Source organism: Amycolatopsis sp. NPDC049159 (assembly GCF_040648295.1).
Lineage (GTDB): Bacteria > Actinomycetota > Actinomycetes > Mycobacteriales > Pseudonocardiaceae > Amycolatopsis > Amycolatopsis pretoriensis_A.
In genome coordinates, this window is record NZ_JBEZDL010000046.1 from 25589 (window position 1) to 43908 (window position 18320).

Annotated in this window: 1 protein-coding gene; it reads left to right on the top strand. The window is 75.5% G+C overall.

Going from position 1 to position 18320, the window contains the following annotated elements; genetic code table 11:
- Positions 1-37: 37 nt before the first annotated feature.
- Positions 38-18320, top strand: an 18283-nt coding sequence (locus AB0B33_RS45875) for a type I polyketide synthase (RefSeq protein WP_360784286.1), incomplete at its 3' end; no start/stop codon positions are given.

The window sequence follows — 18320 nt, forward strand, 5'->3', positions numbered from 1 at the left end:
TCACCCGGGTAAGAAAACGCTCACCCTGGAGATGTCTATGCCGGCCGGGTCGGATCGAGTCGTCGAAGCACTGCGCGTCGCCGTGCAGGAGAACAAGCAGCTGCGGCGGCAGAACACCACGCTGCTCGCCGCGGCGGCCGAGCCCGTCGCGGTCGTCGCCATGAGCTGCCGGTACCCGGGTGGTGTGCAGTCGCCCGAGGACCTCTGGCGGCTCGTCGCCGACGGGGTGGACGCGGTCACCGGGTTCCCCGAGGGCCGCGGCTGGCCGGAATCGCGGCACCAGGGCGGGTTCCTGCACCGCGCCGGGGACTTCGACCCCGCCTTCTTCGGGATCTCGCCGCGCGAGGCGCTGGCCATGGACCCGCAGCAGCGGATCGTCCTCGAGCTGGCCTGGGAGGCCTTCGAACGCGCCGGCATCGACCCGCGCGAGGTCGAGGGCGGCACCGGCGGGGTCTTCGTCGGGGCCGGGTCCATGGGGTACGGCCGCGGGCTCGCCGCGCTGCCCGACGGCGTCGAGGGCTACCTCGTCACCGGCACCGAATCCTCGGTCATCTCCGGCCGGATCGCCTACTTCTACGGCCTGGAAGGGCCCGCCGTCACCGTCGACACGGCGTGCTCGTCGTCGCTGGTCGCGCTGCACTGGGCCGCCCGCTCGCTGCGGGCCCGCGAGTGCTCCTTCGCCCTCGCCGGCGGCGTCGCCGTGATGGCCACCCCCGGCCTCTACGGCGAGTTCGACCGCCAGGGCGGCCTCGCCTCCGACGGCCGCTGCAAGTCCTTCGCCGAGGCCGCCGACGGTGCCGGGTTCTCCGAAGGCGCCGGACTTCTGCTGCTGGAACGGCTGTCCGACGCCCGCCGCAACGGTCACGAGGTGCTCGCCGTCATCCGCGGCTCCGCGGTCAACTCCGACGGCGCCTCCAACGGCCTCACCGCGCCCAACGGGCCGTCCCAGCAGCGCGTGATCCGCCAGGCCCTCGAGAACGCCGGGCTGACCACCGACGACATCGACACCGTCGAGGCCCACGGCACCGGCACCGTGCTGGGCGACCCCATCGAAGCCCAGGCGCTGCTGGCCACCTACGGCCGCGAGCGCGCGGGCGACCCGCTGTGGCTCGGGTCGTTCAAGTCGAACGTCGGGCACACGCAGTCCGCCGCCGGCGTCGGCGGCGTCATCAAGACCATCCAGGCCATGCGCCACGGCGTCCTCCCGCGGACCCTGCACGTCGACGCGCCGACGTCCCACGTGGACTGGACCGCCGGCCGCGTCTCGCTGCTGACCGAGCCGCGCCCGTGGCCGGACACCGGGAAACCGCGCCGCGCCGCCGTTTCGTCGTTCGGCATCAGCGGCACCAACGCGCACCTGATCCTCGAACAGCCGGTGCCCGAACCGGTCGAAGCCGCCGAGCGCCGTGAGCCCGCCGGGTACCTCTGGCCGGTGTCCGGCCGCACCCCGGACGCGCTGCGCGAGCAGGCCGCCCGCCTGCTCGCCCACCTCGACGCCCGCCCGGAGCACACCCCGCTCGACGTCGCGCACTCCCTCGCGAGCACGCGCGTCGCCTTCCCGCACCGGGCCGTCGTCACCGGCGCCGGCCGCGACGAGCTGCTGGCCGCCCTGCACGCGCTCGCCACCTCGGCCGCCGCACCCGGCGTGCACACCGGCTCGGCCGGGCACCCCGGCGCGTCGGCGTTCCTGTTCACCGGCCAGGGTTCCCAGCGCGCCGACATGGGGCGGACACTGGCCTTCCCGGCTTTCGTGCGGGCCCGGGACGAGATCCTCGCGCTGCTCGACCTGCCCGAAGACGCCACTGTGGACGAAACCGGCGTCGCGCAGCCCGCCTTGTTCGCCTTCGAAGTCGCGCTCTTCCGACTCCTCGAATCCCTGGGCGTGCGCCCGGACTTCGTCGCCGGGCACTCCGTCGGCGAGATCGCCGCGGCCCACGTGGCCGGGGTGCTGTCGCTGGCGGACGCGGTCAAGCTCGTCAAGGCCCGCGGCCGCCTGATGCAGGCGCTGCCCGCCGGGGGAGCGATGGTCGCGATCCAGGCGACCGAGGCCGAGATCCTCCCGCTGCTCACCGAAGACGTCTCGATCGCCGCCGTCAACGGCCCGGCCGCCGTCGTCGTGTCCGGCGCCGAGGACGCGGTGCTCGCCATCGCCGCGCGGTTCGAGAAGACCAAGCGGCTCACGGTGAGCCACGCGTTCCACTCACCGCTGATGGACCCGATGCTCGACGACTTCCGCGCGGTGCTGGAAACCCTGACCTTCGCCGAGCCCTCGATCCCGGTCGTCGCGTCCGGTGATATGTCCACTGTGGACTACTGGGTGCGGCACGTGCGCGACGCCGTCCGGTACGCCGACACCGTCGCCGACCTGGTTTCCCGCGGGGTCACCACGTTCCTCGAAGTCGGCCCGGACGCCACGCTCTCGGCGATGACCGCCGAGCTGACCGGCCCGGACAGCGACTGCATCCCCACCGCCCGCCGCGGCCGCGACGAGACCACGACCCTGCTCTCGGCGCTCGCCCGCTGGCAGGTCCGCGGCGGCGGCTTCGACTGGGCGGCCTGGCACGAGGGCACCGGCGCCCGCGTCGTCGACCTGCCCACCTACGCCTTCCAGCGCCGCACCTACTGGCTCGAAGGCGGCACCGGCGGCGACCTCGGCCAGGTCGGCCTCGACCCGGCCGGGCACCCGCTGCTCGGCGCGGCCGTCGAACTGCCCGAATCCGGCGGCTTCCTGTTCGCCGGCGAGCTGTCCGTGCGCCGGCAGGCCTGGCTCGGCCAGCACGAGATCCTCGGCACCAAACTCCTGCCCGGCACGGCGTTCCTCGAACTGGCCGGCCGCGCGGGGGCGCAGGTCGGCTGCGCCCGCGTCGACGAACTGACGTTCGCCGCACCGCTCGTGCTGCCCGCCTCCGGTGGCGTGCGCGTGCAGGTCGTCGCCGGTCCCGCCGCCGAAGACGGCACCCGCTCGGTCAGCGTCTACTCCCAGCAGGACGACACCTGGGTGCGGCACGCCTTCGGCCGCCTCGCCGTCGGCGGCGCACCCGCCGCCGTCCTGCCGGGGGAGTGGCCGCCCGCCGGCGCCGAACCCCTGGACCTGGACGGTTTCTACGAGGGCCTGGCCGGGCAAGGACTCGGCTACGGCCCGGCGTTCCAGGGGCTGCGCGCGGCCTGGCGGCTCGGCGACGAGGTGCTGGCCGAAGTCGCGCTGCCGCCCGAGCACGAGACCGAAGCCGCGTCGTTCGGCCTGCACCCGGCGCTGCTCGACGCCGTCCTGCACGCCTCGGCGCACGTCGAGGGCCGCGAGGGCCTGCCGTTCTCGTGGGCCGGCGTCGGCGTCCAGCCCACGCACGCGACCACCCTGCGCGCCCGGCTCAGCCCGGTGGGGGACAACGCCGTCGCCCTCGCCGTCACCGACCCCGCGGGCACGCCGGTGCTGGCCGCCGACGCGCTGACGTTCCGCCCGGTCGCCGCCGGGGACCTGCGCGCGAGCAGGCACGAGTCGCTGTTCCGTCCCGTGTGGACACCCGCACCCGCGGTTTCCGTCACGCAGCCCGCCGACGACGCGGACTGGGTCGTCCTCGGCACCGGGCTCGGGTTCGCCACCCCGGCGGTCTTCCCCGACCTCGCGACCGTCCGGATCGGCGGGGTCCCCTCCGTCGTCCTCGCCCCGGTGCCGCCGGGCGCGGGCGACGCGGCAGCCGCGCACGCGGCCACCTCGTGGGCGCTCGAACTGCTGCAGACCTGGATCGCGGAACCGGAGTTCGCCCGGTCGCGCCTGGTCTTCGTCACCTCGCACGCCGTCCCGGCCGCCGAGGGCGACCTCGTCGACCCGGCCGCCGCCGCGGTCTGGGGCTTCGTCCGCTCCGCGCAGGCCGAGCACCCCGATCGGTTCGTGCTCGTCGACGTCGACGAGCCCGAGAGCCTCACCGCGCCACTGCAGCGCGTCCTCGACGCCGGGGAAGCCCAGGCCGCCGTGCGCGACGGGGGGATCGTCCTGCCGCGGCTGGCACGCCTCCCGGTCGGCGACGGCCCGGCCGCGCACTTCCCCGACGGCGCGACCGTCCTGGTCACCGGCGGCACCGGCGGGCTCGGTGGCCTGGTCGCGAAGCACCTGGTCACCACGCACGGCGTCCGGAAGCTGCTGCTGGCCGGCCGCCGCGGTCCCGGCGCCCCCGGCGCGCCCGAACTCCGCGAGGAGCTGACCGCGCTCGGCGCCGACGTCACCATCGCCGCGTGCGACGCCGCCGACCGCGACGCCCTCGCCGCGCTGCTGGCCGAGCACCCGGTCGGTGCCGTCGTGCACGCGGCCGGTGTCCTCGACGACGGCGTCGTCGAAACCCTGACCCCCGACCGCATCGCGACCGTGTTCCGCGCGAAGGCCGACGCGGCCTGGAACCTGCACGAGCTGACCGGCGACCTCGGTGCGTTCGTCCTGTTCTCCTCGGCCGCCGGCGTGCTCGGCAGCCCCGGGCAGGCCAACTACGCCGCCGCCAACGCCTTCCTCGACGCGCTCGCCCAGCGCCGGCGGGCCGAGGGCCTGCCCGGCCAGTCCCTGGCCTGGGGTGCCTGGGCCGGTGACGCCGGGATGGCGGCCCGGCTGTCCGACGCCGACCACCGCCGGCTCGCTGCGGCCGGCCTGCCCCCGCTCGACCCGGCCGAGGGCTTGGCGCTGTTCGACGCCGCGCTGGCCGAGGCCGAACCGGCCGTCCTGCCGATGCGCCTGGACGCCGGCGCCCTGCGCGGCCGCCCGGGCGTGCCCGCGCTGCTGCGCTCGCTCGTGCCCGGGGGTGCCGCGCCGGGCACGAGCCGCCCCGCCTCCGCGCTGGCCGACCGGCTCGGCGGCCTCACCGAGGCCGACCGCGCCCGGGCGCTGGAAGACCTGGTGCGCACCGAGGCCGGCCTCGTGCTCGGCTACGCGGCCACCGACACCGTCGACGGCCGGAGCGCGTTCAAGGACCTCGGCTTCGACTCGCTGACCGCCGTCGAACTGCGCAACCGCCTCGACGCGACGACCGGCCTGCGCCTGCCCGCCACGCTCGTCTTCGACTACCCGACCCCGGAAGCGCTCGCCGCGCACCTCGGCCGCGAGCTGTCCGGCGCGGCCGCCGACGAGACCCCGGTGACCGCGCGCCCGGTGTCCGACGACCCGATCGTCATCGTCGGCATGGGCTGCCGCTACCCGGGCGGCGTCGGCTCGCCCGAAGACCTGTGGAACCTGGTCGATTCCGGCGTCGACGCGGTGTCCGGCTTCCCGGTCAACCGCGGCTGGGACGTCGAGAACCTGTACCACCCGGACCCCGACCACCCCGGCACGTCGTACACGCGCCACGGCGGGTTCCTGCACGAGGCGGGCGAGTTCGACCCGGCGTTCTTCGGGATGAGCCCGCGCGAAGCACTGGCCACCGACTCCCAGCAGCGGTTGCTGCTCGAAGTGTCGTGGGAAGCGGTGGAGCGCGCGGGCGTCGACCCGGTGTCGCTGCGCGGTTCCCGGACCGGCGTGTTCGTCGGCGTGATGTACTCCGACTACGGGATGCTGCTGCAGGGCAGCCCGGAAGCCGAGGCCTACCAGGGCAACGGCAGCGCGCCGAGTGTCGCTTCCGGACGGATCGCCTACACGATGGGCCTCGAAGGCCCGACCGTCACCGTCGACACCGCGTGCTCGTCGTCGCTGGTCGCGTTGCACTGGGCGGCGCAGGCGCTGCGGCAGGGGGAATGCTCGCTGGCGCTGGCCGGCGGTGTCACGGTCATGTCGACGCCCGGCTCGTTCGTCGCCTCCAGCCGCCAGCGCGGCATCGCCGCCGACGGCCGCTGCAAGTCCTTTTCGGACACCGCCGACGGCGTCGGCTGGTCCGAAGGCGCCGGGATCCTGGTCCTGGAACGGATGTCGGACGCCCGCCGCAACGGCCACGAGATCCTCGCCGTGCTGCGCGGGTCCGCCGTCAACTCCGACGGTGCGTCGAACGGCCTCACCGCGCCGAACGGCCCCTCGCAGCAGCGCGTGATCCGCCAGGCCCTCGCCGCGTCCGGGCTGTCCACTTCGGACGTCGACGTCGTCGAGGCGCACGGCACCGGGACCACCCTCGGGGACCCGATCGAAGCCCAGGCGCTGCTCGCCACCTACGGCCAGGACCGTTCGACGCCGTTGCTGCTCGGGTCGATCAAGTCGAACATCGGGCACGCGCAGGCCGCGGCCGGGGTCGCCGGGATCATCAAGGTCGTCCAGGCGATGCGCAACGGCACCCTGCCGCGCACGCTGCACGTCACCGAGCCGTCGACGCACGTCGAGTGGGCCGCCGGGAACGTCGAGCTGCTCACCGACGCGCGGCCGTGGCCTGCGGAGGCCGGCCGCCCGCGCCGAGCGGGCGTGTCGTCGTTCGGTATCAGCGGCACCAACGCCCACGCGATCATCGAGGAACCACCCGTCGTCATCCCCGCCCGGGACGAGGCCGAGCGCGAACTGCCGTGCGTCCCGCTGGTGCTCAGCGGCCGCACGCCGGAAGCCTTGCGCGACCAGGCCGCCCGGCTCCGGGACACCACCGCGGACCTGCTCGACCTCGGGTATTCGCTGGCCACGACGCGCTCGACGTTCGACCACCGCGCCGTCGTCCGCACCACCGAAGGGCTGGCCGCGCTCGCCGAGGGCCGTCCGTCGCCGCTGGTCACCACCGGCGAGGCGAAGGGCGCGCCGAAGGTCGCGTTCGTCTTCACCGGCCAGGGTGCGCAGCGGCCCGGGATGACCCGCAGCCTCTACGACAGCTTCCCGGCGTTCGCCACCGCGCTCGACGCCGTGCTCGACCGCCTCGACCCGCAGGTGCGCGAAGTCCTGTGGGGCGACGACGCCGAAGCGTTGTCCCGCACCGGGTTCGCTCAGCCCGCGTTGTTCGCGGTCGAGGTCGCGCTCGTGCGGCTGCTGTCCGCGTGGGGCGTCCGGCCGGACTTCGTCGGCGGCCACTCGGTCGGCGAGATCGCCGCCGCGCACGTCGCCGGGGTGCTGTCCCTGGACGACGCGTGCGCGCTGGTCACGGCCCGCGCGTCGCTGATGCAGGACCTCGAGCCGGGCGGCGCGATGGTCGCCGTCCGCGCCACCGAAGCCGAGGTCGCGCCCCACCTGAGCGACGAAGTGGCGCTCGCCGCGGTCAACGGCCCGGCGTCGGTCGTGCTGTCCGGGGTGGAGTCCGCGGTGCTCGCCGCGGCGGGCCACTTCGCCGACACCAAGCGGCTCACGGTGTCGCACGCGTTCCACTCGCCGCTGATGGACCCGATGCTGCCCGCGTTCCGCGACGCCATCGCCGGGCTCGCCTTCGAAGCGCCCGCCGTGCCGATGGTCGCCGAGGGTGACGTCACCGACCCGGACCGCTGGGTCGCCCACGTCCGGGAACCGGTCCGGTTCGCCGGTACCGCCGAGCAGCTGCGGGGAGCCGGCCTGGTCGTCGAGATCGGCCCGGACGCGGTCCTGTCCGCGATGACCGACGGCATCCCGCTGGCCCGCCGCGGCCGCGACGACGTCGAAACCCTGGTCGGCGCCCTCGGGCAGCTGCACGTGTCCGGCGTCCGGATCGACTGGTCCGCGTTCTTCGCCGGGACCGGCGCCCGCCGGGTGGCCTTGCCCACGTACGCGTTCCAGCACGAGTGGTTCTGGCCCTCCGCCGCGGCCCCCGCCGCGAACACGGCCGACGCGGAGTTCTGGGCCGCCGTCGACCGGGGTGACGCGGCCGGACTGGCCGCCCGCCTCGACGTCGACGACGCGACCCTCGGGGCGCTCTTGCCCGCGCTGTCGTCGTACCGCCGTTCGCGCCACGAAGAGTCCGTTGTGGACAGATGGCGCTACAAGGCGACCTGGGTCCCGGTCACCGCGGCCCGCCCCGGCACCGGCTCCTGGCTCGTGGTCGTCCCGGCCGCTCTGGCCGACGACCCGTGGGTCACCACGGTCGCCGGGTACTTCGACGGCGAGCCCGTGGTCTTCGACGACACCATCGCCGACCGCCTGCGCGACCGCGAGTTCGACCACGTGCTTTCCCTGCTGGCCCTGGACGAAACCGGCTTCCCGGGCGTCCCGGCCGGGCTCACCGCCACGGCCACCCTGCTGCAGACCCTCGGCGACACGCCGCTGTGGTGCGTGACCCGCGAAGCCGTGGCGGTCGCCCCGGGCGACCCGGTAGCGCGGCCCGCGCAGGCCGCCGTGTGGGGCCTCGGCCGCGCCGCGGCGCTGGAACAGCCGCAGCGCTGGGGCGGTCTCGTCGACCTGCCCGCCGACCTGGACGCCGAAGTGCCGCGACGGCTCGCCGCCGCGCTCACCGGCGCCGACGGAGAAGACCAGCTGGCGATCCGCGCGGCGGGGCTGTTCGGCCGCCGGATCATCGCCGCGTCCCCGACGCGGACCCGCGCCCCCGAACCCGGCGACGGAACCACCCTCATCACCGGCGGCACCGGCGCCCTCGGTGCCGAAATCGCCCGCCGGCTCGCGAAGACCGGGCGCAGCCTGGTGCTCGTCAGCCGCCGCGGTCCCGATGCCCCCGGCGCGCCCGGACTCCGCGAAGAACTCACCGCCTTCGGCGCCGACGTCACGATCACCGCGTGCGACGTCGCCGACCGGGACGCCCTCGCCGCCGTGCTGGCCGGGATCCCCGACCTCACCGAGGTCGTGCACACCGCCGGCGTCCTCGACGACGGCGTCCTCGACAGCCTGACCCCCGACCGCTTCGAAGCCGGCTACCGCGCCAAGGCCGAAGCCGCGTGGAACCTGCACGAACTGACCGCCGACCTGCGGAACTTCGTCCTGTTCTCGTCCGTCGCGGGCACCTTCGGCTCGGCCGGTCAAGCCGCCTACGGGGCGGCGAACGCCACCCTCGACGCCCTCGCCGAGCACCGTCGTGGCCTCGGTCTGCCCGCGACGTCCATCGCCTGGGGCCCGTGGGCGGGCGGCGGCATGCTCGCCGCCGACGCCACCGTCGCCGACCGGGCTCGCCGCGGCGGCCTGAACCCCCTCGACCCCGAGCGGGCGAGCGCCGCGCTGGAGCGGGCACTGGCCGACACCACCGTCGTCGTCGCCGACATCGACTGGACCCGCTACCCGCACGTCCTGCGCCCGAGCCCGCTGCTCAGCGGCATCCCCGCCGCCGCGCGCGCCGAGGCCCCGCGCGGCGACGAGGAACTGCGCGCCCGGCTCGCCGCCGTCCCCGAGGACGACCGGTTCGACTTCCTGCTCGGGCTGCTGCTGGAGCAGGTCGCCCTCGTCCTCGGCCACAGCGGCACCGGGGGAGTGGCCCCCGACCGCGCGTTCCGCGACCTCGGCTTCGACTCGCTCACCGCCGTCGAACTGCGCAACGTCGTCGCGCTGGCGACCGGGCTCGACCTGCCGCCGTCGCTGGTGTTCGACCACCCGACGCCGGAGATCCTCACCCGCCACCTGCTCGGCGAACTCGCCGGCACCCTGGCCGAGACCGCCGCGCCGGCCCGCGCGGCCGCCGACGACGACCCGATCGTCATCGTCGGCATCGGCTGCCGGTTCCCCGGCGGCGTCCGCGGTCCCGAAGACTTCTGGCGCCTGCTCGCGGGCGGCGAGGACGGCATCACCGGCTTCCCCGAAGACCGCGGCTGGGACCTCGCGACCCTCGCCTCGGGCTACGAATACGCGCTCACCGGCGGTTTCCTCGACGGCGTCACCGACTTCGACGCCGACTTCTTCGGCATCTCGCCCCGCGAGGCGATGGCCATGGACCCGCAGCAGCGCCTGCTGCTCGAAGTGTCCTGGGAAGCCCTCGAACGCGCGGGGATCGACCCGGCGACGCTGCACGGCGGCGACACCGGCGTCTTCGTCGGCACCAACGGCCAGGACTACGTGAACCTCCTCGCCACCTCCGGTGAGGACGTGCAGGGCCACCTGGCCACCGGTACCACCGCCAGTGTCCTTTCCGGACGGTTGTCCTACACGCTCGGGCTGGAAGGCCCGTCGGTCACCGTCGACACCGCGTGCTCGTCGTCGATGGTCGCACTGCACTGGGCCGCGCAGGCCCTGCGCCGCGGCGAGTGCACGACCGCGCTCGCCGGCGGCGTCACGATCATGACCACGCCCAGCTCCTTCGCCGAGTTCGCCCGCCAGGGCGGCCTCGCCGCCGACGGCCGCTGCAAGCCCTTCGCCGACGGTGCCGACGGCACCGGCTGGTCCGAAGGCGCCGGCGTCCTCGTCGTCGAGCGGCTTTCGACCGCCCGCGAGCAGGGCCACCCGGTGCTCGCCGTGGTCCGCGGCACCGCCGTCAACTCCGACGGCGCGTCCAACGGCCTCACCGCTCCCAACGGCCCCGCCCAGCAACGCGTGATCCGCCAGGCACTCGCGGACGCCGGACTGTCCACAACGGACGTCGACGCCGTGGAGGCGCACGGCACCGGCACCGTGCTCGGCGACCCGATCGAAGCCCAGGCCCTGCTGGCCACCTACGGCCGCGACCGCGAAGAGCCGCTGTGGCTCGGCGCCGTCAAGTCCAACCTCGGGCACACCCAGGCCGCCGCCGGCGTCGCCGGGATCATCAAGATGGTCCTCGCCCTGCGCCACGGCGAGCTGCCGAAGACCCTGCACGTCGACGAGCCGTCGAGCCGCGTCGACTGGACCGCGGGCGACGTCCGCGTCGTCACCGAGCACCGCGCCTGGCCGGAGTCCGGGCGGCCGCGCCGAGCCGGTGTCTCGTCGTTCGGGCTGTCCGGCACCAACGCCCACGCGATCCTCGAGCAGGCCCCGGTTTTCGACGACGTCGTCGCCGACGAGCCGCCGGTCGTGCCGCTGCTGCTGTCCGCGCGCACCCCGCAGGCGCTGTCGGCGCAGGCCGCTCAGCTGCACGCGCTGCTGTCCGACCGCGCGCCCGCCGGCGTCGCCCGGGCGCTCGCCACCACGCGCACGGCGTTCCCGTACCGCGCGGCCCTCGTCGGCGACCCCCTCGAACAACTCGCCGCGCTCGCCGAAACACCCGTCGCGACCCCGGCGCGGACCCGCGCCAAGAGCGCGTTCGTCTTCGCCGGGCAGGGCGCGCAACGGCCGGGCATGGGCGCCGGGCTGTACCGGCGCTTCCCCGTCTTCGCCGAAGCTTTCGACGCTGTGTGCGCGCACCTCGGCGAGGAGCTGCGGGACGTCGTCTTCGCCGAATCCGGCACGCTGCTGGACCGCACCGACCGGACGCAACCGGCGACCTTCGCGCTGGGTGTCGCGCAGTACCGGCTGCTGGAGTCCTTCGGGGTCAAGCCGTCCTGGCTCGCCGGGCACTCGGTCGGCGAGATCGCCGCCGCGCACGTCGCCGGAGTGCTGTCCCTCGAGGACGCGTGCACGCTCGCCGCCGCCCGCGGCCGCCTGATGGCCGCGCTCCCGGCCGGCGGCGCGATGGCCGCGGTCCGCGCCCCCGAAGCCGAAGTCCGCGGTTTCCTCGTGGACGGCGTGACGATCGCCGCGGTCAACGGGCCCGCCGCGGTCGTGGTCGCCGGCCCCGAAGCCGCCGTCACCCGGACCACCGACGCGCTGGCCGCGGCCGGGCACCACGTCCGGCGCCTCGCGGTCAGCCACGCGTTCCACTCGCCGCTGATGGACCCGATGCTCGACGACTTCGCCGAAGTCCTGGCGGGCCTGGAGTTCGGCGAAGCCCGGCTGCCCATCGTGTCCACCGTGACCGGTGAGCTCGCCGGCCTGAACACGCCGGAGTACTGGGTCGCGCACGTCCGCGAGCCGGTCCGCTTCGCCGACGCCGTGCGCGTGCTCGGCGAGCAGGGTGCCGCCGCCGTCGTCGAACTGGGCCCGGACGGGTCCCTGTCCGCCGCCGCGAGCGAAGTCCTCGGTTCCGACGTCGCCTGCGTCCCGCTGCTGCGCCGCGACCAGGCCGAGGAGACCGCGTTCGTGACGGCGCTGGGCCGCCTGCACGTCGCCGGGGTGCGGGTCGGCTGGCCCGCGTTCTTCGGCCCGGCCGGCGGCCCCGGCCCGGACCTGCCGACCTACCCGTTCCAGCGCGAACGCCACTGGCCGCGCACCTCCGGCGCGGTCCCCGGCGACCTCGGTTCCGTGGGTCTCGACGCCGCCCGGCACCCGCTGCTCGGCGCGGGCGTCGAACTCCCGGACTCCGGCGGGTTCCTGTTCACCGCCCAGCTTTCGCTGCGCACGCAGCCGTGGCTGGCCGACCACTTCGTGCTCGGCGCGGCCCTGCTGCCCGGCACCGCCTACCTCGACCTCGCGATCCGCGCCGCCGACCGGGCGGGCTGCGACCGCGTCGACGAGCTGACCCTCGAAGTCCCGCTGGTCCTGCCGCCCGGGAGCGCGGTCCGGCTGCAGGTCGTCGTCGGCCCGGCCGGTCCCGCGGGCGAGCGCGCCCTGGCCGTGTACTCCAGCCCGGCCGGGGGCGGCGAGCAGCCGTGGACGCGGCACGCGAGCGGCCGCCTCGGCACCGGCACGGCCACTCCGGACGACTCGGCCGCCTGGCCGCCGCCGGAAGCCGAAGTCGTTGCCCTGGAAGGGTTCTACGAGCGGCTCGCCTCGGGCGGGTTCGGCTACGGGCCGCTGTTCCGCGGGCTCAAGGCTGTCTGGCGCACCCCCGAGGCGGTGTACGCCGACGTCGTGCTGCCGGAAGAGGCCGAGCGGGACGCGGCCGCGTTCGGGCTGCACCCGGCGCTGCTGGACGCGGTCCTGCACGCCGCCGAACACGCCGGGCTGACCGAGGTGGACGGGGGCCGGCTCCCGTTCGCCTGGAGCGGCGTCACGCTGCACGCGGGTGGCGCGGCGGTCGTGCGGGCCAAGCTGACCCGCCTCGGCGAGGACTCCGTCGCCATCGAGCTGCGCGACGCGGCCGGCGACCCGGTCGCGTCGGTCGGCTCGCTCGTGCTGCGGCCCGCCGCCCCGGCCCGGACCCAGCCCGTCGACTCGCTCTACCACCTGGACTGGGTCCCGGTCCCGCGCCCGGCCGGGGAAGCCGAGTTCGTCGTCCACCACGTCACGACGGGCGACCCCGATCTCGGCGGGGTGCGCGCCGCGGCCGCCGACGCGCTCGCCGTGCTGCAGTCCGCGGAGGACTCCCGGCTGGTGTTCGTCACGTCCGGAATGGACGATCCCGCCGTCGCGGCCGTCTGGGGCCTCGTGCGCTCGGCGCAGCGCGAACACCCAGGCCGGTTCTTCCTGTCCGATGTGGACGATCACCCCGAGTCCCTCGCCGCGCTGCCCGCCGTCGTGGCGTCCGGCGAACCGCAGACGATCGTGCGCGGCGGCGAGATCAGCGTCGCCCGGATCGCCCGCGTGCCCTACACCGACGACGTCGTCCCGCCGAGGTGGGACGAGGGCACCGTGCTGATCACCGGCGGCACCGGCGGGCTCGGCGCCACGCTCGCCCGCCACCTCGTGACCACCCACGGCGCCCGGCGGCTCCTGCTGGTCAGCCGCCGCGGTCCCGACGCCCCCGGCGCGGACGAGCTGGTCGCCGACCTGACCGCGGCCGGTGCCGAGGTCGACGTCGTGGCGGCCGACGTCGCCGACCGCGCCGAACTGGCCCGCGTGCTGGACGGCGCCGACCTGTCCGCCGTCGTGCACACCGCCGGTGTCCTCGACGACGGCGTCCTCGGCTCGCTCACCCCCGAGCGGCTCGACACCGTGCTGGCGCCCAAGTTCGACGCCGCCTGGCACCTCGACGAGCTGACCCGCCACCTCGACCTGGCCGCGTTCGTCATCTACTCCTCGGTCGCGGGCACCTTCGGCGCGGCCGGGCAGGCCAACTACTCCGCGGCCAACGCGGCCGCCGACGCGCTCGTCCGGAGCCGCCGGGCCCGCGGGCAGCAGGCGCTTTCCCTCGGCTGGGGCGCGTGGTCGCGGGCCGGCGGCATGACCGCCACCCTCACCGACGCCGACCTGCGGCGGATGGCCGCCACCGGCATGCCCGCGCTCGAACCGGAGCACGCCCTCGCACTGTTCGACGCGGCCTGCGCCGCCGGCCACGACACCGTCCTGCCGGTCCGCCTCGACTTCGCCGCGCTCAGCACGCAGCCCGAGGTCACGCACCTGCTGCGCGGCCTGGTCCGCACCCCCGTCCGGCAGGCGGCGGCCCACCTGCCGCGCCTGGACGGCCCGCTCCTCGGCCTCACCGGGGCCGAGCGGTCCCGTGCCGTGCTCGACCTCGTCCGCGCGCAGGTCGCCGCGGTGCTCGGGCACACCGGCACCGCGGGGGTCGCCGCCGACCGGCCGTTCCGCGAGCTGGGCTTCGACTCGCTCACCGCGGTCGAGCTGCGCAACCGGCTCGACGCGGCGACCGGGCTGCGGCTGCCCGCCACCCTCACGTTCGACTACCCGACCCCGGCCGAGCTGGCCGCGTTCCTGCTCGGCGAGGTCGACGTCCCCGAGCCGGTCACCCCGGCGGCCGCGGTGGACGGCGACCCGATCGTCATCGTCGGCATGGGCTGCCGCTACCCCGGCGGCGTCGGCTCGCCGGAAGACCTCTGGACCCTCGTCGAGCAGGGCGTGGACGCGGTCACCGACTTCCCGGCCAACCGCGGCTGGGACGTCGACGGCCTCTACCACCCGGACCCCGACCACCCGGGCACTTCGTACACGCGCAGCGGCGGTTTCCTGCACGAGGCCGGCGAATTCGACCCGGCGTTCTTCGGGATGAGCCCCCGCGAGGCCCTCGCGACCGACTCCCAGCAGCGGCTGCTGCTGGAGGTCTCCTGGGAAGCCGTCGAGCGGACCGGCGTCGACCCGCGCTCGCTGCGCGGTTCCCGCACCGGCGTGTTCGTCGGCGTCATGTACTCCGACTACGGCCTGCTGCTGCAGGGCAGCCCGGACACCGAGGGCTACCAGGGCAACGGCAGCGCCCCGAGCGTCGCCTCCGGCCGCGTCGCCTACGCGTTCGGGCTGGAAGGCCCGACGCTGACCGTCGACACGGCGTGCTCGTCCTCGCTCGTCGCCCTGCACCTCGCGGCCCGTGCCCTGCAGAACGGGGAGTGCTCGCTCGCCCTCGCCGGCGGCGTCACGGTGATGTCCACGCCCAGCACGTTCATCGGCTTCAGCCGTCAGCGCGGCCTGTCCGCCGACGGCCGCTGCAAGTCCTTTTCGGACACCGCCGACGGCGTCGGCTGGTCCGAAGGCGCCGGGATCCTCGTCCTGGAACGGATGTCCGACGCGAAGCGCAACGGCCACGAGATCCTCGCCGTGGTCCGCGGCAGCGCGGTGAACTCCGACGGCGCGTCCAACGGCCTCACGGCACCGAACGGGCCGGCCCAGCAACGCGTGATCCGCCAGGCGCTCGCCGCGTCCGGACTGTCCACTGAGGACATCGACGTCGTCGAGGCGCACGGCACCGGCACCACCCTCGGCGACCCGATCGAAGCCCAGGCGCTGCTGGCCACCTACGGCCGCGACCGGGAAACCCCGCTGCTGCTCGGGTCGATCAAGTCGAACCTCGGCCACACCCAGGCCGCCTCCGGCGTCGCCGGGATCATCAAGATGGTGCAGGCCATGCGGACCGGCACCGTGCCGCGCACGCTGCACGTCACCGAGCCGTCCACGCACGTCGACTGGTCGGGCGGCGCGATCGAGCTGCTCACCGAACCGCGGGCCTGGCCCGACCACGGCCGCCCGCGCCGCGCCGCGGTGTCGTCGTTCGGCATCAGCGGCACCAACGCCCACACCGTGCTCGAAGCGCCGCCGGTCGTCCCGGAGCCGCTGCGGGCGGAGCCGGCGCCGTCGGTGGTGGCCTGGCCGCTGTCCGGCCGCACGCCGGAAGCGTTGCGGGAGCAGGCTTCCCGGCTGCTCGCGCACCTCGCCGGGCACCGCGACGCGAGCGCGGCCGACATCGGCTTCGCGCTGGCCACCACCCGGACGCAGTTCGCCGAACGCGCGGTCGTCACCGGCGGGACCCGGACCGACCTCGAGACCCGCCTGGAGGTGCTGGCCCGCGGTGGCAGCGTCGCCGGGCTGGTCACCGGCACGGCGGGGGAGCAGGTGCCCGCGTTCCTCTTCGCCGGGCAGGGCAGCCAGCGCGCCGGCATGGGCCGTGACCTCGCCGAGCGCTTCCCGGTCTTCGCCGAAGCACTCGACACCGTGCTCGCGCGGCTCGACCGGGAACTGGACCGCCCGCTGCGTGAACTGCTCTTCGCCGAGGAGGCTGGCGCGCTCGACGAGACGCAGTACGCGCAGCCCGCGCTGTTCGCGTTCGAAGTCGCGCTGTACCACCTGGTCCGGTCGTGGGGGCTCACGCCGGAGTACCTGGCCGGGCACTCGATCGGCGAGATCGCCGCCGCGCACGTCGCCGGGGTGCTCACCCTCGACGACGCCTGCACGCTGGTCGCGGCGCGCGGCCGGCTCATGCAGCAGCTGCCCGAGGGCGGCGCGATGATCGCCGTGCAGGCCACCGAAGCCGAGGTCCGGCCGCTGCTGGCGGGCCGGGAGGACGAGGTCGCGCTGGCCGCGGTCAACGGCCCGGCCTCGGTCGTCGTGTCCGGCGCCGCCGGCCGCGTCGAGGAGGTCGCCGCGCACTTCGCCGCCGACGGCCGCAAGACCCGGCGGCTGCGCGTCAGCCACGCCTTCCACTCGCCGTTGATGACGCCGATGCTCGACGACTTCCGCAAGGTCGTCGCCGGGATCACCTTCTCGGCGCCGTCGCTGCCGATCGTCTCGACCGTCACCGGCGATCTCGTCACCGCCGAAACCCTGGCTTCGGCCGAGCACTGGGCCGAGCAGGTCTGGCGGCCCGTGCTGTTCGGTCCGGCCGTGCGGCGGCTGGCCGAGCTGGGCGTCACCGCGTTCGCCGAGATCGGCCCGGACGCCACGGTGTCGGCGATGGCGGCGGAATCCCTCGACGCCGGCCGGGTCGCCGTCCCGTTCCTGCGCCGCGACCGGGCCGAAGCCGACGCCGTCGTCGAAGCCCTCGGCCGGCTGCACGTGGCCGGGGTCGCCCTCGACTGGCCGGCGGTGGCCGGGCCGGGTGCCCGGGTCGTGCCGCTGCCCACCTACGCGTTCCAGCACCAGTGGATCTGGCCGGGCGGCGGCCTTTCCCAGGCCGGCGACGTCTCCGCGGCCGGGCTCTGGGCGGCCGGGCACCCGCTGGTCGGCGCCGCGGTCGAGCTGCCGGACTCCGGTGGCCTGCTCTTCACCGGACGCCTTTCGCTCGCCGCGCAGCCGTGGCTGGCCGGGCACACCGTCGGTGGCGCCGTGGTGGTCCCCGGCACCGCGCTGCTGGAGCTGGCCGTGCGCGCCGGCGACCAGGCCGGCTGCCCGCGCGTCGACGAACTCACCCTCGAAGCCCCGCTGGTCGTCCCGGACGGCGGCCGGGTCGTCGTCCAGGTCGCCGTCAGCGGCGCCGACGACAGCGGCGCTCGCACTTTGCGCGTCTACTCGCGCGACGACGGCGAACCGGGCGCGGCCTGGACCCGCAACGCGAGCGGCACGCTCGTGCCCGCCGTGGACGAACCGGCCGGCACCTGGTCCGAGTGGCCGCCCGCCGGGGCGGAAGCCGTTGCACTGGAGGGCTTCTACGACTCGATGGCCGACCGCGGCCTCGGGTACGGCCCGATGTTCCAGGGCCTGACCCGGGCCTGGCGGCTCGGCGACGACGTCTACGCCGAGGTCGCACTGGCCGAGGACGACCACGAAGCCGCCGCGCAGTTCGTCGTGCACCCCGCGCTGCTCGATGCGGCGCTGCACGCGGCGTCGCTGCTGGAAATCGGCGGCGGGCTGCCGTTCAGCTGGTCGGGCACCTCGTTCCTGGCCGCCGGGGCGACGAGCCTGCGGGTCCGGCTCACCCCGGTCGACGGCGCGGTCGAGGTCACCGCGACCACACCGGACGGCACCCCGGTCGTCTCGGTCCGCTCGCTCGCGCTGCGGGCGGTGCCCACGCTGACCACCCCGGCCCCGACCGGCTACCGGCTCACGTGGCCGGCGCTGCCCGAAGCCTCCGCGATCCCGGACGCACCACCGGTCACCCTCCTCCGGGTGCCATCCGCGCCGGGACCGGTCCCGGCCGCCGTCCGCGAGGTGACCGCCCGGGTGCTGGCGGACGTCCAGCGCGGGCTCGCCGAGGAGCCCACCCTCGTCGTGGTCACCCGCCACGGCGTCGCCGTCGAGCCCGCCGACCACGTCGACCTCGCCCACGCGGCCGTCTGGGGCCTGCTGCGCGCGGCCCAGCTGGAGAACCCGGGCCGGATCGTCCTCGTCGACTCCGACGAAGACGAAGTCCCGGAGACGGCCGTCGCGGGCGCCCTCGCGGCCGGCGAACCCCAGGTCGCCCTGCGCGCCGGCCGCCTCCACACCGCCCGCCTGACCCCCGCACTTTCACGTGAAAGTGCCCACCAGGGGCCCGCACTTTCACGTGAAAGTG